We start from the raw sequence: 19,521 nt of genomic DNA on the forward strand, positions 1-19,521 counted from the left end.
ACTGTTTAGTTTTCAATCATATTTTTTCTTGTATATTTTGGGTATTTACTTCTAATTTCAGCAGCTAATTTTTTACTCCATACAGGCGTTAGTTTTGTTTCTTCAGCGAAATAATTTCTAAGCGTAGCGAGATCCCAGCCTTCTTCCGTTGAAGTTAATCTTTTGGAGTTGTTTTGCATTAAATCTTGATCTTCCATCACGACTACATAATGTGAAAAGTCAGTTCCAGTTAGTTCGCTCTTTAAGTTTTTTCTTAGGAGTGTTAGGCCTGCTCTTTTGCAGTCAGTATCTTTCTGATTTCTTCGTTTTACTCCCTGTGTTTGATTCTTGACTGCAGAAATTCGGCCTTTTAAGTATTTCTCAGTCAACTTATCACTAAGAAATGTAATTTCTTTTTGAAAGGCTGCAACTATCTGGTTTGCTTTTTCACGCTCAATTAGTAGCTCTAAAAATCCACTTTTAAGCTCTTCTAAAGTTAACTTATCCAATTGATCCTTCAGCTCTTCTCCAAGTTGCTGCTTGCGAGCTTTAATAGCTTTATCTGATGAGTATTTTCTAATTGGTCCATGGGGCGATTTAATTACTATATTTTTAGCTACAGTCCACTCTGTTTCTAATCTTGCCAGTTTTTCTCGGCTTGATTCTCTTTTGGAGCTTTTCTCAAGTCGAAATGGCTTATCTTTGAGGTGTTGTAAACCCATGTCTAGAAGTGAGTAAGTATCTTCATTAAGTAAAAATTCTCGAATCTTATAGAGTTGGTCAAGCTTGACTTTTAAGTCCTTAGAAAGTTTTTTCTCGGAACCCTTTATGGATGCCATACCATCATCAATTTCTTTTATTAAATCTAGATAAGGCTTGTGCTTTTTATTACTCATTTTTATGCCACCTTTAATTCAAGAACATTTTGATTTATCGTATTGCAATACTCTTGCCAGTCATTTAATAACAAACGTCGCTTCTCAAGCAAGTCTCTTCTACGATAGGCTCTTTCCACAGTATTACTTATGGTGTGGGCCAGTGCCATTTCTGCAACTTCTGATGGGTGGTTCGTTTCTTCGCTTACCCAATCCCTAAATGAAGAACGAAAGCCGTGCACAGTCGCTTCTAGGTCGAATTTCCTTAGTGCCATAGGCATAGCCATATTGGTTAGCTTCTTACCGTTCCGTGAAAATAAGTATTTGCTATCCTCATCTTTGATTTTGGCGATAGCTAGTATCTCTAGGGATCGCTTACAAAGTGGGACTCGATGCTCCTTTTTAGCTTTCATTCTTGCCCCAGGAATAATCCATAAGTCATCCTGTAGTTCGCTTCTTAGTCCACCAATGACCTCACCTGTTCTTGAAGCATTCAAGATAGTGAACTCCAAAGCCAATGCGCCCATAGTGTCCATTTCTCGAAGCTGGGCTATCAGGTTTGGTACTTGACGATAGGGAAGTGCTTTGTGATGCTCAACCTTTTTAATCTTATTGGGAGCTGGCAAGATCGTTTGTAAAAAGCCTCTCCAAAGGGCAGGATTGATGCCAGAGCGCAACTTTCTTGTTGTTGCTGAAGCAAGGATCCATTCAAGCCTACCTCTCAACCTAGAAGCAGTTTCAGTTTTGGTAGTCCAGATTGGGTTAAGAATCTCTAATATGTCCTCCATAGTGATTTCATCGAGATGTTTCTCGCCAATCACGGGGTAGGCAAATTCTTCTAACGTGTATTCCCATTGATCTCCATGTTTTTGGTTTGTCCATTCGGCTCGCTTGGTCTGGATGCAGGCATGTGCGAACTCTTTGAAGCGTATCTTTTCAGTTTTGGGAGCCTGTTTTAGTGCCTTCGAGGCATTTTTAGTTGCTACTGGGTTTGTGCCCTGATCGAGCTCATCGCGTGCTTGTTGGGCCTTAATACGAGCCTCCGCTATTGTTAGAGTAGGGAAGGATCCCAGACTGATATTGTGCTGCTTGCCTTGATGTGTGTATCGGAAGATCCAATACTTATTTTCGTTAGGCTTCACCCAAATATGTAGACCTTTAATTAATGCATCTGTGTAGCGGCCGGGTGTTTTAAGATTTTTTACTGTCTGAAAATCGAGTTTAATAGTCATTTAATTCTCCATTGGTTACCAAAAATTGTTACCAAAATTAACTCTTAGAACGAGATAAATTGGTATAGATTCCAATGTATGACTTCAAGCCTTTTTTAGGCGATTAACACTTGAGTGTTAATTATTTAATTATTTAAATCAATGTGATATGTTGTTTATTGCAATCTAATTTAGTCTTATAGGGTCCAAAGCCATACACCCCTAGCCTAAGCCACCTCTTCCGCCAAATAAAAAACCCCAGCAACTACTTGCTGGGGTTTTGTCTTTCTAGCTACTAGAAAAGAAAAGCGAGATTACTTCTTAGCAGCTGGTGCGCTCACGACAGCGGCAATCGCTTCTGAGTAAACCACTTTTACTTGATCATTTACAGCAATATCTTTCATCAAGTCAGGGTTCTGAACTTTGACCTTGAAGATGTTTCCTTGCGGACCTTTTAAAGATACGGTGTTTTTAACGGCATCAATTGCTTCAACGTTAGCAACTGCAGTAACGGTATTGGTAGTGATCATGCCTGGCTTGTCGCCTTGCGGTGCAGTTGCGGTGCTGGTGGTAACTTGCTCACTTGTTGCACCAGGATTTTTAACTTTAACCAATTCAATCGCTACGGCTAGTTCGTATACAACATCAAAACGGTCACCCACTTTAATTTCTGCAAAGTTTTTGACTTCTGGGCCGGCAACGATGGTGGATTCACCATCTTGATTTTTGAGGGTGATGGTACGAGTTGCAGTATCGATCTTGATCACTTCGCCGTCATATAGGAGGGCAGATTCTTGGGCGGCTACGGCAGCAACTGGCGCTTTTGGTTGATTAAAAACGAAGTAAGCGCCAATTGCGATTGCTGCAATAACGATAATGATAAGTAGTTTTTTCATAATGGTAAATATCCTGAATGTGATAAATGCATCACCTATGAAAGGCAATGCGAGAATAATTAAATACTTTTGTTATAGTATTTAAAGAGATTGTAATACTCTTGCTATTAATTAGAGCTAAATTATCAAGAGATCCAATTAAAGCAATGCTTGAATGCCCGGCTAGTTTGGCAATTACCCAATGACACTGCTTTTCTGATATCTACTGCATCTTATTTAATACTTTAAACACCCATCGGGGCTTCAAATGAAAACCATACTATCGCTTATAACCTTATCAATTGCCCTCATTGCAGGAAGCCCTGCTTTTGCTGCTGGTGGTGGCGGAGTAGTCGCAGATCCTGGCGCAATGCAGGGTAAACACTTTGACTCCAAAGGTAAGGCGCCTTCGACTTTTACGGTAGAGCTTCAAAACGGTTTACGTAAAACCCTACCCTTTGAGGACAAGCGGGACTTTGAAGAGTCGCAAAGAGGATTTATTGCAGCGCCCCCCTATAAAACAATCATGGCCGATGCAGGAAACGTCGCTTGGGATATGGGCAGTTATGAGTTCTTGTTGCAAGGTAAAGATTTCGATAGTGTGCACCCGTCCTTGCAACGACAAGCGATTCTCAATATGGGATATGGGCTGTATGAAGTTGTTCCTGGAAAAATCTACCAAGTCCGTGGTTTTGACTTGGCCAATATCAGTTTTGTCAAAACCAATACTGGATGGATCGTGTTTGATCCATTGACTGCTAAAGAGACTGCCCGAGCTGCCCTTGAATTGGTTAATGAAAAGTTAGGCAAGCGCCCTGTAGTGGCAGTGGTGTACTCCCACTCGCATGCGGACCATTTTGGTGGTGTGCGCGGGGTAGTGGACGAAGCAGATGTAAAAAGTGGCAAAGTCAAAGTGATCGCACCAGTGGGTTTTATGGATCATGCGGTAGCTGAGAATGTGTATGCCGGTAATGCAATGACACGTAGAATGTATTTTCAATACGGCGTTTTGCTGCCACGTAGTCCATTTGGACACGTAGATCAGTCAATTGGTAAAAATACTGCAGCTGGAAACTTAGGATTAATTGAGCCTAACGTGTTAATCACGCAGCCCTATGAAACCATGAATGTGGATGGTGTGGTGATGGAGTTCCAAAACACACCAGGTACTGAAGCGCCTGCGGAGATGAATACCTATTTCCCGCAATTCAAAGCATTTTGGGCTGCCGAGAATATTACTGCAACAATTCATAACATTTATACCTTGCGCGGGGCCTTAGTACGCGATTCATTGGCATGGTCTAAAAATATTAATAACGCTCTGTACCTCTACGGTACGAATAGCGAGGTGATGTTTGCCTCACATAGTTGGCCACGCTGGGGCAATGAGCGCATTCAAGAGGTGATGCGTACCCAACGAGATAGCTATGCGCATCTCCATAATGAAGTATTGCATCTTGCTAATAATGGCGTCACTATTAACGAGATTCAAAACGTCTATAAGCAACCAGAAAGCCTCAAAAGCCAGTGGGCAGCTCATAGTTACCATGGCTCCGAAGAGCACAACAGTAGGGCGGTGATTAATCGATACTTAGGTTACTGGGACGCCAATCCAGCTACTCTAGCTCCGCTATCTCCCAGGGATTCTGCTCCGCTATATGTAGAGATGATGGGCGGCTCCTCAAAAATTCTAGCTAAAGGCCGTCAACTATATAAGCAGGGTAAATATCGTGAGGCGATGGAAATCGTCAATAAGTTGGTGTATGCGCAACCTGAAAATACTGCGGCAAAAGATTTATTGGCCGATATTTTTGAGCAAATTGGCTATCAGAAAGAAAGTCCAAGTATGCGCAATAGCTTCTTGGGTGCCGCCTATGAATTGCGTCATGGCATGCCAACAGGAGCATCACCAAAATCCAACGGCCCTGACATGATTAAGGCTATGACCACAGAGCTGTGGCTCAATTCGCTAGCGATCAGCATGGATAGTAAAAAGGCTGCTGGTATGAAATTCACTATCAACCTTGATACACCAGACAATGGTGAACAGTTTGTAGTTGAGATGAGTAACTCCGCTATGACCAATATCAAAGGCCAGCAAGCTAAGAATCCAACGCTGACTATTGTGATTAACCGCAGTGATTTAGAAAAAATTATGGGCGGGCAAACGACTTTTGAAAAGCTCTTAGCAGAGGGTAAAGTCAAATTTATAGGCGATCGCAAAGCCTTTGATCAACTCAAGAGCACCCTAACCATATTCACTCCAGATTTTGAGCTCATGCCAGGCACGAAGGCGAAGAAGCAAGCACCTAAGTCCAATAAAGATCCATTTGAGGCTCAAGAAATAGCAGTTACCGCTGGCGAGTAAAAATTAATGGTCTTAACGGAAAAGGACCCTACGGAGTCCTTTTTTAATGGCATGAAAAAAAGATTACCTCAGGGGTTAAAGGCGCCGCCATCTTCAAGCAACTTCAGATTGTCTCCGGTGATTCCCAATTCTTTCAGTATTTCACTAGTATGTTCACCTAAGAGCGGTGGATGCCGTGTCACTTCCTGAGGGGTCCCCATAAGCTTGACTGCAAATCCGATGTTGGGAACTTTGCCCTCAATGGGGTGATCAATCTCCATCCGCATGTTGCGATGCTGTCCATGTTCACTATCAAATGCTTGTGGGTAAGTGTTAATTGGACCCGCCGGAATGCCGGCTGCCAGAAGTAGATCGACCCATTGTTTGCTTGTTTTGGTAGCAAAAGTCTTTTCGAGTTCAGTTGCCAGAATCAGGCGATTGGCTAAGCGGAGTGGATTGGTTCTAAAAAGGGGGTCTTCAAATAATTCTGGGCGCTCAATCTTGTCACAAAGGAGCTTCCAGAGTTTTTGGTTAGTAGCGCCCATAACAAAGTAGCCATCAGCCGCTTTCATGGCCTGATAGGGCGCACTCATATGGTTGGCAGTGCCAAGCTTCTCGGGCTCTACTCCAGTGCCCCAGTACTGCGCAGTATCCCAAATCGAGAACGCCAATGCCGAATCAAATAAGGAGGCATCGATGAATTGCCCTTCACCGGATTTAGTCTTGCCAATGTAGGCCGACAAAATGCCATAGACGGCAAAGAGGGCGCAGCCAATATCGGCAACTGGTACACCTGCTTTTACAGGTGGTCCATCGGGATAGCCTGTGACACTCATCACACCCGACATCGCTTGCGCCATGAGATCAAAACCGGGACGATCTGCCCAAGGACCCGTTTGGCCAAATCCTGAAATACTGGCATAGACTAATCCGGGGTTTATGTCTTTCAGCGAAGGATAGTCAATCCCGAGTTTTTTCATGACACCGGGACGGTAGTTTTCTACCAAGATGTCTGCTGTTCTAACGAGTTCGAAAAATACTTTCTTGCCAGCCTCGGTCTTGAGATTGAGGGTCACACTCCGCTTATTGCGATTCATATTCAGAAAGCCCATGCTATCGGAGCCCTTCATCTTGAATCCCATTGCTCCGCGGGTTTGATCACCGCTACCAGGGGGTTCAATTTTGATGACATCCGCACCTAAGTCAGCTAGAAGCATGCAGCAATAGGGCCCCGCCATGACTTGGCTCACATCCAGCACTCTGACGCCGGTCAGAGGCAAAGGCTTGCCGATAGGTGTTTTCATCATTGTCTCAATGGTTTTTATATGTTTATATTGCGATACTGAATAATAGTCATGAATATAAAACAAATAATGGAGATCTGATGATCAATCGACCCTCTCAATGGATTTTGCGTCATTTTGCTTATTTAGTATTCGGAGTGTGTGGCGCACTACCAATCGCTGCCAATGCGCAGCAAAATTTTCCTACTAAACCGATTCGTTTGATTGTCGGTTTTGCGCCTGGTGGTGGCACTGATATCGTGGCTCGCGCAATTGCTCCAAAGATGAGCGAAATCTTAGGTCAAAGTGTCATTATTGAAAATAAGTCCGGCGCTGCTGGAACCATTGGCGCTGATTTGGTTGCCAAGTCTAATCCGGATGGATATACCTTATTGATGGGTCACTCCAATTCCAATGCCATTTCTCCATTTGTGTTGAAGAACGTGCCTTACAACCCTGCAACCGATTTCACGCCGATTACGTATTTGGGATATGTGCCCAATGTATTGGTTGTCAAATCATCACTGCCCGTGAATTCTGTAGCGCAATTGATTTCTTTGGCGAAGCAGAATCCAGGTCAAATGACTTATGGCTCTTCAGGTATTGGAAGTACGCAGCATCTAGCGGGCGCTTTGTTCTCCAAGATTGCAGGTGTGGAAATAAACCATGTGCCCTATAAAGGAAGCGGACAGGCAATTATCGATTTATTGGGCGGCCAAATCACCATGAACTTTGATACTTTGCCACCCAATTTGCAGCAAATCAAACAGGGCAGCTTAAAAGCCTTGGCAATCTCTACTCCTAAGCGTTTGCCTTTACTGCCCAACGTCCCGACATTTAATGAGGTAGGAATCGTTGGTTTCGATGTCACTAATTGGTACTCCATCATGGGTCCTAAGGGAATGGATCCTGCTTTAGTGAATAAGATTGATCAAGCAGTCAAGGCTGCTAGCAATGATCCCGAGATTAAGAAAACGTTGGATTCTCAAGGCTTACAACCAGAAGGCCCAACAACACCTGCTGCATTTAGTCTTTTCTTGGCAGGTGAGTTAGCAAAGTATCAACGCTTGGTTAAGAGCCTGAACATTAAGGCTGAATAAGCCCCTTTTTAAATTGGGGAGATATCTTGTTTCATGAGAACTGACAAAGAGTCCCAAGCAGATCGACTTGTCGAAGTACGCTTAGAGCTGCGTAATGGCATTGCCTACATTACCTTTGATCATGTTGCTGCGCGTAATGCGATGACAGTAGGCATGTATCAGAGCCTCAAAACTATTTGTGAAGATTTAACTAAGAGCTCTGCTGCGCGCGTTGCTATTTTGCGGGGAGCTGGTGGCAAGTCTTTTGTCTCAGGCAGTGACATCGCGCAGTTTGCAGACTTTCAAAGCGGGGATGACGGTATTCGTTATGAAGAAGGCATTGATGAGTATTTTGCTCCCTTAGCGCTATTGCCTATTCCGACCATTGCTGTAATTGACGGCATGGCAGTAGGTGGGGGGCTAGCAATTGCCAGTTGCTGTGATTTTCGAATATCTACACCGGATGCCCGCTTTGGAGTTCCGATTGCAAAGACCTTGGGTAATTGTTTGTCTGCTGGGAATGTTGCCTGGCTCGTTGCGCATCTTGGCATCAATATCGTCAAGCGTATGCTCTTATTGGCTGAACTAGTGACTGCACCAGAATTGCTAAAGCAAGGCTATCTCTTGGCAACCTATGCTGCCGATGATCTTGAGAGCGAAGCAAACCAGTTGGCTGAGCGCTTAATGCAGTTGGCTCCTATTACGCAGAAATCCAGCAAGCAGACCCTTGCTCGACTAATGAAAAACAACTTACCGGATTGCAGTGATCTGATTCGAGAATGTTATGGCAGTGACGACTTCAAGAATGGGGTTGCTTCATTCTTAGAGGGTAAGCCGCCAGTGTGGACAGGGAAGTAGTTTCTATCAATATTAAAGAAACAGTTCTTGTAAATTATTGAGGTAGCGCAGACCCTGCTCTGTGGCTTTAAGTTTGTTGGGGTTTAAATCTAATAAGCCCTTTTTACTAGCCTCATCTAATGCCTTAGAGACGACATTGAGTGTCAAGCCAGTTCGCTCACTAAAGGTAACGGTATCAACGCCATCAGTTAGGCGTAAGACATTGAGCATGAATTCAAAAGGAAGATCTTTGGAAGGAATCTCTTTTGCTTCAATCAAAGCATTCCCTTTGGTTTCCATCGCTTGCATATATGTTTCTGGATGACGCTCTCGCACTTGCCGAGTAATTTTGTCTGGAAAAGAAATCTTGCCATGGGCGCCAGCCCCAATACCGATGTAGTCACCAAAACGCCAGTAATTGAGATTGTGTTTACATTCTTGATCTTTCTGAGCGTAGGCAGACACTTCATAACGTCGATAACCTGCTGCCTCTAAAAGAGCTAAGTTCTGCTCAAAGATCGCATCAATCTCTTCATCGTTTGGAAGTTTCGGTGGGAAGCTCGCAAAGTACGTATTCGGTTCAAGCGTCAGGTTATAAAAAGAAAGGTGCGGCGTCTTAAAGGAGAGGGCAGTTTCAATATCGGCTTTAGCGGCTTCTAAGGTTTGGTTAGGTAAACCAAACATCAAATCGAGATTGACAGATTTGAAGTGCTGGAGCGCAATCGCTATGGCGCGCTTTGCTTCTTCCCCATTATGAATTCGCCCCAATGCTTTGAGTTGTTCATCTTGAAAACTCTGAATTCCCAGTGAAACACGATTGATTCCAGCCTGGGCAAAGCCAGCCAATTTTTCTGTCTCTACAGAGCCTGGGTTTGCTTCCATCGTAATCTCGCAATCAGGCTCTAAATTCACGCGTGCCCGAACTGCTGACAGAAGTTCATTCATTCCTTTGGCTGATAGCAAACTCGGAGTGCCGCCACCAATGAAGATGCTGTGCACTTGCCGACCCCAAATGCGAGGTAACTCTGTTTCTAAATCGGTAATCAGTGCCTTGATATATCGAGCCTCATCAAAGCCTTGCTGACCCTCTTTAACCTGATGAGAATTAAAGTCACAGTAGGGGCACTTCTTTTCACACCAAGGAAAATGAATATAGAGCGATAGCGGTGGCAGGGCAGTAAGTATTGGCCCGGTTGCCAAGGCAGGCTTGAGCGTATTAAGCACGGGTTTGGAGTTGTGCGATGAGTTCACGCAATGCTTGACCGCGGTGACTGATGCGATTTTTTTCAGATGGCTCTAATTCTGCGGCAGTGATACCCAGTTCTGGCAAAAAGAAGTGAGGGTCATAACCAAAGCCGTGAGCGCCTCTAGCCACATCCACTACTTGTCCATACCAGCGTGTTTGGACAATCAGGGGTTCAGGATCATCAACGTCATTGACCATGACAAGTGCACAAGCATAATGTGCGCCACGATCTGTTTTCCCCTGCAGTGCTGCTATCAGCTTTTGGTTATTGGCCGCATTGTCCCCGTCAAGCCCTGCATAACGCGCAGAGTAAACACCAGGTACACCATTGAGGGCATGCGCACAGATTCCGGAGTCATCTGCCAGTGCAGGTAAACCGCTGACAGCACTCGCATGGCGTGCCTTAGCCAGTGCATTTTCTACAAAAGTGTGATGAGGCTCTTCTGCCGCTGGAATGCCTAATTCACCTTGAGGAATGACCTGAAAGTGAAAAGGTGCCAAGAGTTCTTGAAACTCACGAACCTTGCCAGCGTTGTTAGAGGCGAGAACCAGTTTTTGCACAATCAACTCTAATTTCAAGACTTATTTCAAAGCTTCTTTTTGTAGTTGCGTTAAATCACGAATGCCTGCTTCGGCCAAATCTAACAAAGCGTTTAATTCTGGGCGGGAGAAAGTAGCACCTTCAGCAGTGCCTTGCACTTCGATCATGCCGCCTTTACCGGTCATGACGACATTCATATCCGTATCGCAGGAGGAGTCTTCTGGATAGTCTAGATCAAGTACAGGTACGCCTTGATAGATACCAACGGAAATTGCAGCAACGCTATCTATGATGGGATCCGCTTTAAGTGCACCGCTCTTAAGAAGGATATTCACAGCATCCCTTGCGGCAACATAGGCGCCGGTAATAGCGGCAGTTCTAGTGCCACCATCGGCTTGCAAGACATCGCAATCGAGATGAATCGTGCGTTCACCTAATATTTTTAAATCAAAGACGCTTCGCATCGCACGGCCAATGAGACGCTGAATCTCTTGGGTACGCCCAGATTGTTTGCCACGAGCCGCTTCACGATCGCTACGGGTGTGGGTGGAGCGGGGAAGCATGCCGTATTCGGCGGTAACCCAACCTTCGCCAGAGCCCTTTTTATGAGGAGGGACCTTTTCCAAGATACTGGCTGTACAGAGGACTTTGGTATCGCCAAACGCAATTAGGACTGAGCCCTCTGCATGCTTAGTAAAAGCGCGGTCAATGGTGACAGGGCGTAACTGTATTGGGGTACGGCCACTAGGACGGGTGATGTTGGGCTTACTCATGGGGCATGTTCCTAAAGATCTACAATGTCCCTATGATATCGAGCATGACTGGTTATGGCAGCGCTTCTCACCAAGTTTCTCTAGGAAATGGCGTGGTTGCTGATCTGCAGGTGGAATGTCGGGCTGTGAATAGCCGCTTTCTGGATTTAGGCTTTCGTCTGCCAGACGAGTGTCGTGGGGCTGAGCCTGCTCTTCGGGAGCTCGCTACTCAAAGCCTTTCTCGAGGTAAGGTGGAGTTTCGTGCTGCATGGCGGGTGAATGCTGGCATGGCTGGAGCCAGCAAAGCCAATCCGCACGCTCTAGGCGCCATCAATCAAGATCGCCTTGAAGCTTTAAATACGCTGCAAGAAAAAGCTCAGGAAGCCTTTCCAAAGGCGCAAGCGCTTAGCATTGCCGAAGTACTGCGTTGGCCTGGCATTGTTTCTGAGCCTAGAGGCGAAGAAGAGGGTTGGATTGCCGCTACGGTTGAAGCAGGGCGTGCCGCTCTGGCCGCTTTGATGGATAGTCGTCATGCTGAAGGCATGGCCTTGGTGACGGTACTTACTCACATTACCGCCAAGATGCGGGAGATCGTCAAAACACTTGAGCCCAAGGTGCCAGTTTATGTGACTCAGTATCAAGAAAAGCTCACGGAGCGCCTGGCTGAAGCCTTAGCTGCCCAAGAGCACGGAAAAAGTCACGGTGGGTCTGGCACTGAGTTGATGGAGCGGATTCGTCAGGAAGTGGTTCTTTATGCCGTCCGTATCGATGTTGCAGAAGAATTTGCAAGGCTGAAGACCCATCTTCAAGTGGCAGATACTGCGCTAGCAGGTAAGGGCCCCGTAGGTAAACGTTTGGATTTCTTGATGCAAGAACTGAATCGTGAAGCCAATACCTTAAGCTCTAAATCGGTTTCTGAAGAATGTACCCAAGCGGCTTTAGAGCTGAAGCTTTTGATTGAGCAGATGCGTGAACAGGTGCAAAATTTAGAGTAAATGACATTTATATAAATCATGATGTCCAGCCCCAAACTCAAGCCTAATTTTTCCCCCGCATACCAAGGCAGTATGTTGATGATCGTCGCCCCATCAGGTGCGGGCAAATCCTCTTTGGTGAATGCTTTATTGCAAGAAGATGCTGCTCTGAAGCTGTCTTTATCCACTACCACTCGTGCACCCCGCCCCGGTGAGATAGATGGCAAGGACTATCGATTTATCGCCCGAGAAGAATTCATTGCCGAGCGTGAGCAAGGTCTTTTTTTAGAGCACGCAGAAGTGCATGGCAATTTTTACGGTACTTCAAAGGCCTGGATCGAGACCCAAATGAAAACCGGGCGTGATGTCGTGCTTGAGATCGATTGGCAGGGCGCCCAACAGATTCGTCAAATCATTCCAGAAGTGCAGTGGATCTTTATCTTCCCGCCTTCATTCGAGGCCCTTGAAGAACGCTTGCGCAAAAGAGGGCAGGATGATGAGGCAACTATTCAGAGAAGATTAGCCGCTGCGCATTTAGAGCTCCAACACGCTCATGAGGCAGATTTTATTGTGATTAACGATGATTTTGAGCAGGCATTGATTGATTTGCGGCAAGTGGTGGCTGCTAGCCGTCTGCGCTCAGGACCGATTATGGCTCGGAACCCCGCGCTTTTAAGGCGACTTGGGGTGTAATCAGTTATTCTATAGGTATTGAAGCTAAATTAAGTGAGTTCAGCATGGCCCGTATTACTGTAGAAGATTGTCTAAAAACTATCCCTAATCGTTTTGAGCTTGTATTGGCAGCGACTTATCGCGCACGTCAATTAGTTCAAGGTCACTCCCCACGCGTTGAGTCCAGAGATAAAGCAACGGTTGTTGCGTTGCGTGAAGTTGCTGCTGGTGTAACAGACCGTGACATGTTGACCAAAGTACCTTTGTAATTCAGGGGTTCCATTGTGGAGCTCCCCTTAGGTGATCTAAATACTCCGGCATCCAAAGGTCGGGTTTCGCCTGAAGAGGCTGCTGAAAGCGGTCAGTCCTCGATCCTTGCCACACTGTTGGCACAATCTAGTCGACATTTATTTGGTCCTACCTCAGCACCATCGCTCCCACTAAAGCATCAAGTTGTCTCTATTGAGGGACTCATTTCTAAGTTAGGCTATTTGAAGCCGGACGAAATGACTTTAATTAAGAAGGCTTTTCATTTTGCTGATGCCGCCCACTTAGGTCAGTATCGACATAGTGGTGAGCCCTACATTACCCATCCTGTTGCAGTGGCAGAGCTGTGCGCCACTTGGCGTTTGGATGTGTCCTCCATCATGGCTGCACTGCTGCATGATGTGATTGAAGATACGGGCTGCACTCAGGGTGACCTGGTTGGAAAGTTTGGTAGCAAAGTTGCCGAGCTAGTAGAGGGCCTAACGAAGCTCGATAAGCTGGAGTTTCAGAGCCATGCTGAAGCGCAAGCTGAAAGCTTCCGCAAAATGTTTATGGCCATGGCACGCGATGTCCGAGTCATTTTGGTCAAGCTGGCAGATCGTACTCACAATATGCGAACCCTAGATGCTGTTCCAATGGAAAAGCGTCGTCGGGTTGCAACCGAGACCGTTGAGATTTATGCTCCGATTGCTCACCGTCTTGGCCTGAATGTGATCTATCGTGACTTACAAGATTTAAGTTTCCGTTTTTCCACGCCTATGCGCTTTCGGGTGATTGAAGGGGCTGTGAAGCGGGCGCGCGGTAATCGTAAGGAGATGGTTGAAAAGATTTTGCAGAATACGAGGTTGGCGTTTGCAAAAGCGAATCTAGAGGTAGATCTGCAGGGCCGAGAAAAAACCCTCTTTAGTATTTACAACAAAATGCGCCGAAAGCGTTTGAGTTTTTCTCAGGTGCTCGATGTCTATGCCTTCAGAGTCACCGTGAACTCAATTGATGAGTGTTACCGTGCTTTAGGTTTATTGCACTCCCTTTACAAGCCGATGCCAGGAAAGTTTAAGGATTACGTCGCGATTCCTAAGCTTAATGGTTACCAATCTCTGCACACGACGCTTTTGGGGCCATCTGGTGTGCCGGTGGAGTTTCAAATTCGGACGGGTGATATGCACGCTGTTGCTGAAGCAGGTGTTGCAGCACACTGGGCATACAAAGATGGCTCTCCCGATATGAGCGAGGTGCAAAACCGCGCTCATCAGTGGTTGCAATCGTTGATTGATATTCAAGACAGTAGTGGTGATTCACAAGAATTCCTAGAGCACGTCAAAATTGATTTGTTCCCGGATGCGGTTTATGTCTTCACTCCTAAGGGTCAGATTAGAGCCTTGCCACGCGGTGCCACCGCCTTAGACTTTGCTTATTCCATTCATAGTGATGTAGGCAATACCTGTGTGGCTGTCAAAATTAATGGCATGCAACTTCCTTTGCGGAGTGAATTGAAGAATGGTGACATCGTTGAGGTATTGACTTCAGCGAATTCTCAACCTAATCCGGGTTGGCTGGCCTTTGTTAGGACCGGTAAAGCGCGTGCCTCGATTCGTCATTCACTTAAGACCAAGCACTATGCAGAGTCTTTACAATTGGGTGAGCGTCTTTTAGCAAGTGCCTTGCGTCAGCAGGGCGTAGATGCTGGCCTTTTATCTCCAGAGATTTGGGAAAAGCTCCTGCATTGGACTGGTGATAAAACGCGCGAAGAGGGATGTGTCAATATTGCGCTTGGTCGCAGGTCGCCTCAAGAGCTGGCTATTCGTTTGAAGATTTTGATTGATGATGAGGGTGGCACTGAACAAATGCGCTTGGGTGCAACGGATTGGGTTTCTCCTCAGCAAGAAATCGCTTCACACCATCATCAGCGTCAAGCCATTTTAGTTGACGGTCGTGAGGGTAACTCCATTAGCTTTCAAACTTGTTGCCATCCGATTCCGGGCGACAACATCATCGGTTACCTTGGTAAGGGTGAGGGTTTGCAAGTGCATACCAATGACTGCTCGGTTGCTCTGCGTATGCTGTCAAAAGATAGCGATAAATGGGTGGAGGTCGAGTGGGGTAAAGAAGTGAATCGGGAGTTTGAGGTGGATCTAGCAATTGATACTCGTCAAGGTAAAGGAGTGCTTGCAAGAGTCGCTAGTAGCGTGACCGCAGCAGACTCCAACATCATGAACGTTTCAATGGATGATCGCTATAAAGAAGACGCGGTCACTATTCGCTTCACGATTCAGGTCTCTGATCGTTTCCATTTATCTAAAGTCATGCGCAGTCTGCGTACAAATCATGATGTGATGCGCGTAACTCGGGTCAGGGTCAGTTAAATTACTCAGCCTAAATTACTGATATTGAACCTCTAAGATTTCTATTTCAGTAGGGCCAGTAGGCGTCTGAATCTTGACGCAATCACCTACACGGGATTTAATTAAGGCTTTAGCAATGGGGGATACCCAACTCACATGACCCTGATCTAAATCGACCTCATCGACTCCCACAATTGTGATGGTGGTTTCTTTTTCGGAGTCGATGCCTTCGAGGTTTAGGTAGGTGACGGTAGCCCCAAAAAAGACTTGTTCGGCATCAGCGCCCCCAGACTTTCGGGTCTGATTGTCGACAACGACAGCAAATTCAAGGCGTTGATTGAGAAAGCGAATACGGCGATCGATCTCCCGCAAACGTTTTTTTCCGTAAATATAGTCCCCATTTTCGGAGCGATCACCATTGGAGGCAGCCCAGTGAACAACCTTTACTACCTCAGGCCGATCCTGGTTTAGAAGCTGTAAAAGCTCGCTTTTAATGCGTTCATGACCAGCCGGGGTAATGTAGTTCTTCTCTTCCATGGCATAATTATGACTGTTGCGGCTGTAGCTCAGTTGGATAGAGTACTTGGCTACGAACCAAGGGGTCGTGGGTTCAATTCCTGCCAGCCGCACCATACTACATAAGGGTCTCCCGTCAGGGAGGCCCTTTCTATTTGCATAATAGAATGAATTTTGCATAATAGAATCCACTTTTTAGGTCTCTATTGCCTAATTTACCGCCTGCAGAGCCATATAGAATATGAGCCCTCTATTAATCTTGCTTTAATTGGCTTGCATAATAGAATTAATCTGCATTTTAAATTTCCCACAATTATTTTCTTCAATCTCCCAAGAATTAAGTCCCATGCTTTGGTGATTATTTTTGTTATTTTTAATTGCATCACGACTACATATGGCCGCTTTTGTATCTACAGCAGTCTTTCGAATAAAGTTTTTTATGGGTTCTGACCGGCAGAGTTCGGCCAATAGCAGACGTAAGAGCAGAGAATTCATATCAAAATACCGTATCTGCGCTATGCTGAGTAATCAAGGCGACAATCTTCGCACTGTTTGTTAATAATGGAGAGACTATGAAATCAATTTATAAACTTTTTTTGTTTTTTGCACTAACTCAATCGGCATTGGTATTTGCCGCAGGCCAACCCTTCAATCAAGACCAATTTAATACCTTAATGAAAGAAGGTAAGCCTATCGTGGTCCATGTCCATGCGCCATGGTGCTCTAACTGTAAAGCTCAAGACCCCATAATTAACTCTGAAATCAATTCACCTGCTTATAAAGGCGTTACATTTCTTGAGCTCGACTTTGATACACAAAAAAAGGTGCTTAAAGAATTTAATGTTTCTACGCAAAGCACAATCTTAGTCTTTAAGCAGGGTAAAGAAGTGGGTCGCTTAACAGGCAATACTAAAGCCGTAGACATTGAAGCACTGACAAAAAAAGCGATTTGATGGAATTTAGTATTGGGACCTATGCCATTGCTTTGCTGGCGGGAGCTTTATCGACGCTCTCTCCCTGTGTTTTGCCTTTACTCCCCATCATCATTGGTTCATCAGTAGCAGAGCATAAAGCAGGCCCTTTTGTGCTTGCTGCGGGTATGGCACTCTCCTTTGCCATGATTGGCACGATGCTCGCTAGTGTTGGTGTGAGTATTGGCTTAAATCAAAATAGCTTTCGCTTTGTTGCTGCTATCGTAATGATGCTAATCGGTATTGTTCTGATCTCCAAAAATCTTCAGGAGCGTTTTGCTGTGGCTAGCTCAGGAATCAGTAATGCTGGTAATAGTTTATTGGCCAAAGTCTCAATTGGTGGCTTAAAAGGTCAATTTGTCATTGGTGTTTTATTAGGCCTTGTCTGGAGTCCCTGCGTAGGACCCACTTTGGGAGCAGTGATTACGATTGCGAGTCAGGGCTCTAATCTCATCAAAGTAGCATTGATGATGGGAGTCTTTGGATTGGGTGCTGCTTTGCCTATTGTTATTCTGGGATTACTCTCAAGAGAGGCAATGCTCAAAGCAAAGCTGAAGCTACAAGGCGCTGGCGGCATTGGAAAGATGATTTTAGGAACTTTCTTAATCGTTGTGGGTTTAGCTATTTTATCCGGCCAGGATAAGAAGGTGGAGGAGTTCTTGACTGTTCACTCACCAGAATGGCTCACTGAGCTGACTACTCGTTTTTAATCTGATGATTTTGGTCATGCTGATTTAACAATGCTTTGTATAGCTCTTGCCTTAAGCTAAGGAGTATATTTAACCAATCATCATTCGAATTTACTACTTATTAGAAAGAGGTTTCCCAATGTTATTGCCCCGTCAAGCCACTCCTGCATTAAGCGTTCCTACCTTGCATCATGGCACTTTTGATCTGGCCAAAGATGCTGCTGAGAATTTCACATTAGCAGTATTTTATCGCGGTCTACATTGCCCAATATGCGCAAAGTACCTATTGGAATTAGCACGCCTAGTTCCTGAGTTTGAAAAACGTGGAGTTAAGGTAATTGCGATCTCTAGTGATACTAAAGAGCGCACCGAGCAAATGGCTGAAAAACTCAATGCCCCAGAGCTGCGAATGGGCTACGGACTAAAGTTAGATGTTGCGCGTCAGTGGGGCCTCTATATCAGTACCTCACGCGGCTTAACGTCGATCAACATTGAAGAGCCGGCTTTATTCTCAGAGCCAGCAGTCTACATTGTGAGACCGGATACTACGCTTTATTACGGCGCTGTTCAAACGATGCCATTTGCACGCCCCAATTTCACTGAGTTATTAGGCGCGATTGATTTTGCATTAGCTAAAGATTATCCAGCGCGTGGTGAATATACTGGTGCCGTATAAGAGACTTTAGATTGATGAGATTAAAAGATAGGAGTTGAAGAGATGCCTTTTGTGCGAATTGATTTAGGTAAGCAATACCCCGATGGAGTAGCGCAACAAGTCGGAGATATTGTGTATCAGGCGATGATTCATCATATTAATGTGCCTCCTGATGATAAGTTTCAGGTAATTACTAAACATGATGCAGATGAATTAGTAATCCCTAAAAGCTATCTAGGTATTGAATATTCCCCAGGCATCATCTTCATTCAGGTGACTTTAAACGAGGGACGTAGCACTGAGCTCAAGAAGAAATTCTATAAGGTCATCTGCGATGGATTAGTTGAGAAGCTCCAAATTCGGCCAGAGGATATCGTCATTAACCTCGTAGAAGTAAATAAAGAAAATTGGTCATTTGGTCATGGCGAGATGCAATACGCGCCTAAGAATTAATTCCACCGGCCCCTGATATAGGTACATCCACACCCATATCCATCTATCAATATGACATCTAAAATATTCCTCTGCCTATTTCTTATTTGGGCTCCACTAACTGCAAGCGCCCAGCTTCTCGACGCAATCCGTGGTCACGCACAAGATCTTAAGTCACGTTTTGAGGATAATCAAAAAGTTGAAGGCGAAATCATCAAGCGAGGACAAATTGATAAAAACGCTAAGGGCCAAGATTTGATACACAACTCCTCAGGCGAGTGGTTCTTAATCAAAGTGGGTAATCAATTGTTTTTACAATCCAGCGAGGACTTTAAGTCTAGCCCAGGACCGGACTATCATATCTATATCAGCAGTAAACCCGCCATTAAAGATAATGATGAATTTAGCGCCCAACAGATTGAAGTCAGCCGCATTAAAAAGCCCAATGGCGCCGCATTCTATCTTTTAAAGACGCAAAATCCAGAAGATGTAAACAGCATGTTGATTTGGTGTAAGCAATTTAAAGAGTACATCGGATCAGCTGATTTACGTGCCATCAAGTAAGCAAATGAAATACTTATTTTTTGCTAAAAGCTTTTTATCGCAGTCCTGATGATGTGCCGTCGGTTTAACCGACTCTAAATCATTCAGGTCGCCAAGTAATTTCCCAGCAACACTCGTTGCACAGTTTATTACACAACCCCAACTTAAGAGTGTAAGTCATTGAATTTATTATACTCTTCAGCAGCCATGATTTCTTCTAAGGCGTAGGTCGCACGTTCGAATCGTGCTGGGCAGGCCAAATTCCCATCACTCTTTATATTAATCTAGATTGTTTTACTAGTTAGTTAGTTTGATCACAACTCGTGTTTGACTAACCTAATGATCAGCTTATCGGGATATTGGCGATCTCTTTGACTATCGGCAACTCAGGGGAAATTATGACCCTGGGTTGGTAGTGTCGGTTTGACCCGACGG

The 19,521-nt window shown here is 45.0% G+C and carries 20 protein-coding genes and 1 tRNA gene; 13 read left to right on the top strand and 8 right to left on the bottom strand.

The features are described 5' to 3' along the window. Nucleotides 1-5: 5 nt before the first annotated feature. From ICN15_RS10155 to ICN15_RS10165, 3 genes are all read right to left on the bottom strand, one after another. Nucleotides 6-875, bottom strand: a complete 870-nt coding sequence (locus ICN15_RS10155; RefSeq protein WP_216202619.1) for a hypothetical protein — start codon at nucleotides 873-875, stop codon at nucleotides 6-8. Between the two features lie 2 nt (nucleotides 876-877). Further along, nucleotides 878-2,086, bottom strand: coding sequence for an integrase arm-type DNA-binding domain-containing protein (locus ICN15_RS10160; protein WP_216202620.1), 1,209 nt, complete (start codon nucleotides 2,084-2,086; stop codon nucleotides 878-880). A gap of 293 nt (nucleotides 2,087-2,379) precedes the next feature. Then, the gene (locus ICN15_RS10165; RefSeq protein WP_216202621.1) at nucleotides 2,380-2,961 is read right to left on the bottom strand and encodes a hypothetical protein; all 582 of its coding nucleotides are present in this window, start codon (nucleotides 2,959-2,961) and stop codon (nucleotides 2,380-2,382) included. Nucleotides 2,962-3,208: 247 nt separating this feature from the next. Here ICN15_RS10165 and ICN15_RS10170 point away from each other — a divergent pair, with 247 nt between their 5' ends. Beyond that, complete coding sequence (locus tag ICN15_RS10170) at nucleotides 3,209-5,308, top strand: alkyl/aryl-sulfatase (protein ID WP_216202622.1); 2,100 nt, start codon at nucleotides 3,209-3,211, stop codon at nucleotides 5,306-5,308. A 68-nt stretch (nucleotides 5,309-5,376) separates the two neighbouring features. Here the strand turns inward: ICN15_RS10170 and ICN15_RS10175 are convergent, their stop codons facing one another. Then, nucleotides 5,377-6,594, bottom strand: a complete 1,218-nt coding sequence (locus ICN15_RS10175; RefSeq protein WP_216202623.1) for a CaiB/BaiF CoA-transferase family protein — start codon at nucleotides 6,592-6,594, stop codon at nucleotides 5,377-5,379. 77 nt (nucleotides 6,595-6,671) lie between these two features. On the opposite strand from ICN15_RS10175, the gene ICN15_RS10180 reads away from it, so the two are divergent. Both ICN15_RS10180 and ICN15_RS10185 read left to right on the top strand, forming a co-directional pair. Continuing rightward, the gene (locus ICN15_RS10180) at nucleotides 6,672-7,670 is read left to right on the top strand and encodes a tripartite tricarboxylate transporter substrate binding protein (RefSeq protein ID WP_216202624.1); all 999 of its coding nucleotides are present in this window, start codon (nucleotides 6,672-6,674) and stop codon (nucleotides 7,668-7,670) included. Nucleotides 7,671-7,703: 33 nt separating this feature from the next. Next, entirely contained in the window at nucleotides 7,704-8,507 is an 804-nt protein-coding gene (locus ICN15_RS10185; protein WP_216202625.1) for an enoyl-CoA hydratase/isomerase family protein, read from the top strand. 12 nt (nucleotides 8,508-8,519) lie between these two features. Here the strand turns inward: ICN15_RS10185 and hemW are convergent, their stop codons facing one another. Genes hemW through rph form a run of 3 tightly spaced genes read right to left on the bottom strand, consistent with a single transcriptional unit; the run spans nucleotide 8,520 to nucleotide 11,046 of the window. After that, a complete protein-coding gene (gene hemW / locus ICN15_RS10190) occupies nucleotides 8,520-9,737 on the bottom strand; it encodes a radical SAM family heme chaperone HemW (RefSeq protein ID WP_370625443.1) in 1,218 nt (405 codons plus the stop codon). Continuing rightward, nucleotides 9,703-10,293 carry an RdgB/HAM1 family non-canonical purine NTP pyrophosphatase gene (gene rdgB / locus ICN15_RS10195; RefSeq protein WP_216202664.1) on the bottom strand — a complete coding sequence of 197 codons (591 nt, stop codon included), beginning with the start codon at nucleotides 10,291-10,293 and terminating at the stop codon, nucleotides 9,703-9,705. The genes hemW and rdgB overlap by 35 nt, the downstream gene beginning before the upstream one ends. Before the next feature lie 21 nt (nucleotides 10,294-10,314). Next, nucleotides 10,315-11,046, bottom strand: coding sequence for a ribonuclease PH (gene rph / locus ICN15_RS10200; RefSeq protein WP_216202626.1), 732 nt, complete (start codon nucleotides 11,044-11,046; stop codon nucleotides 10,315-10,317). Nucleotides 11,047-11,078: 32 nt separating this feature from the next. On the opposite strand from rph, the gene ICN15_RS10205 reads away from it, so the two are divergent. The 4 genes from ICN15_RS10205 to ICN15_RS10220 all read left to right on the top strand — a co-directional run bounded on the left by ICN15_RS10205 (nucleotide 11,079) and on the right by ICN15_RS10220 (nucleotide 15,301). Continuing rightward, entirely contained in the window at nucleotides 11,079-12,020 is a 942-nt protein-coding gene (locus ICN15_RS10205; protein WP_216202627.1) for a YicC/YloC family endoribonuclease, read from the top strand. A gap of 21 nt (nucleotides 12,021-12,041) precedes the next feature. Next, nucleotides 12,042-12,692: a guanylate kinase gene (gene gmk / locus ICN15_RS10210; RefSeq protein ID WP_216202666.1), complete on the top strand. Its 651-nt coding sequence runs from the start codon at nucleotides 12,042-12,044 to the stop codon at nucleotides 12,690-12,692. 44 nt (nucleotides 12,693-12,736) lie between these two features. After that, complete coding sequence (rpoZ, locus tag ICN15_RS10215; protein ID WP_011902918.1) at nucleotides 12,737-12,940, top strand: DNA-directed RNA polymerase subunit omega; 204 nt, start codon at nucleotides 12,737-12,739, stop codon at nucleotides 12,938-12,940. Between the two features lie 102 nt (nucleotides 12,941-13,042). Then, on the top strand, nucleotides 13,043-15,301 hold the full coding sequence (locus tag ICN15_RS10220) for a RelA/SpoT family protein (protein WP_216202667.1): 2,259 nt from the start codon (nucleotides 13,043-13,045) through the stop codon (nucleotides 15,299-15,301). A gap of 15 nt (nucleotides 15,302-15,316) precedes the next feature. On the opposite strand, the gene greB is transcribed toward ICN15_RS10220, so the two are convergent. After that, nucleotides 15,317-15,817, bottom strand: a complete 501-nt coding sequence (greB, locus tag ICN15_RS10225) for a transcription elongation factor GreB (RefSeq protein WP_216202628.1) — start codon at nucleotides 15,815-15,817, stop codon at nucleotides 15,317-15,319. 18 nt (nucleotides 15,818-15,835) lie between these two features. On the opposite strand from greB, the gene ICN15_RS10230 reads away from it, so the two are divergent. From ICN15_RS10230 to ICN15_RS10255, 6 genes are all read left to right on the top strand, one after another. Then, a tRNA-Arg gene (locus tag ICN15_RS10230) sits at nucleotides 15,836-15,912 on the top strand. 456 nt (nucleotides 15,913-16,368) lie between these two features. Next, nucleotides 16,369-16,749, top strand: a complete 381-nt coding sequence (locus ICN15_RS10235; RefSeq protein WP_216202629.1) for a thioredoxin family protein — start codon at nucleotides 16,369-16,371, stop codon at nucleotides 16,747-16,749. Beyond that, entirely contained in the window at nucleotides 16,749-17,477 is a 729-nt protein-coding gene (locus tag ICN15_RS10240; RefSeq protein ID WP_216202630.1) for a cytochrome c biogenesis CcdA family protein, read from the top strand. The genes ICN15_RS10235 and ICN15_RS10240 overlap by 1 nt, the downstream gene beginning before the upstream one ends. A 118-nt stretch (nucleotides 17,478-17,595) precedes the next feature. Continuing rightward, nucleotides 17,596-18,132, top strand: coding sequence for a peroxiredoxin-like family protein (locus ICN15_RS10245; protein WP_216202631.1), 537 nt, complete (start codon nucleotides 17,596-17,598; stop codon nucleotides 18,130-18,132). Nucleotides 18,133-18,174: 42 nt separating this feature from the next. Next, nucleotides 18,175-18,564 carry a tautomerase family protein gene (locus tag ICN15_RS10250; RefSeq protein ID WP_216202632.1) on the top strand — a complete coding sequence of 130 codons (390 nt, stop codon included), beginning with the start codon at nucleotides 18,175-18,177 and terminating at the stop codon, nucleotides 18,562-18,564. Nucleotides 18,565-18,615: 51 nt separating this feature from the next. Then, on the top strand, nucleotides 18,616-19,107 hold the full coding sequence (locus ICN15_RS10255; protein WP_216202633.1) for a DM13 domain-containing protein: 492 nt from the start codon (nucleotides 18,616-18,618) through the stop codon (nucleotides 19,105-19,107). The last annotated feature ends 414 nt before the right edge of the window (nucleotides 19,108-19,521 follow it).

It is taken from the genome of Polynucleobacter sp. CS-Odin-A6, assembly GCF_018882095.1.
GTDB lineage: Bacteria > Pseudomonadota > Gammaproteobacteria > Burkholderiales > Burkholderiaceae > Polynucleobacter.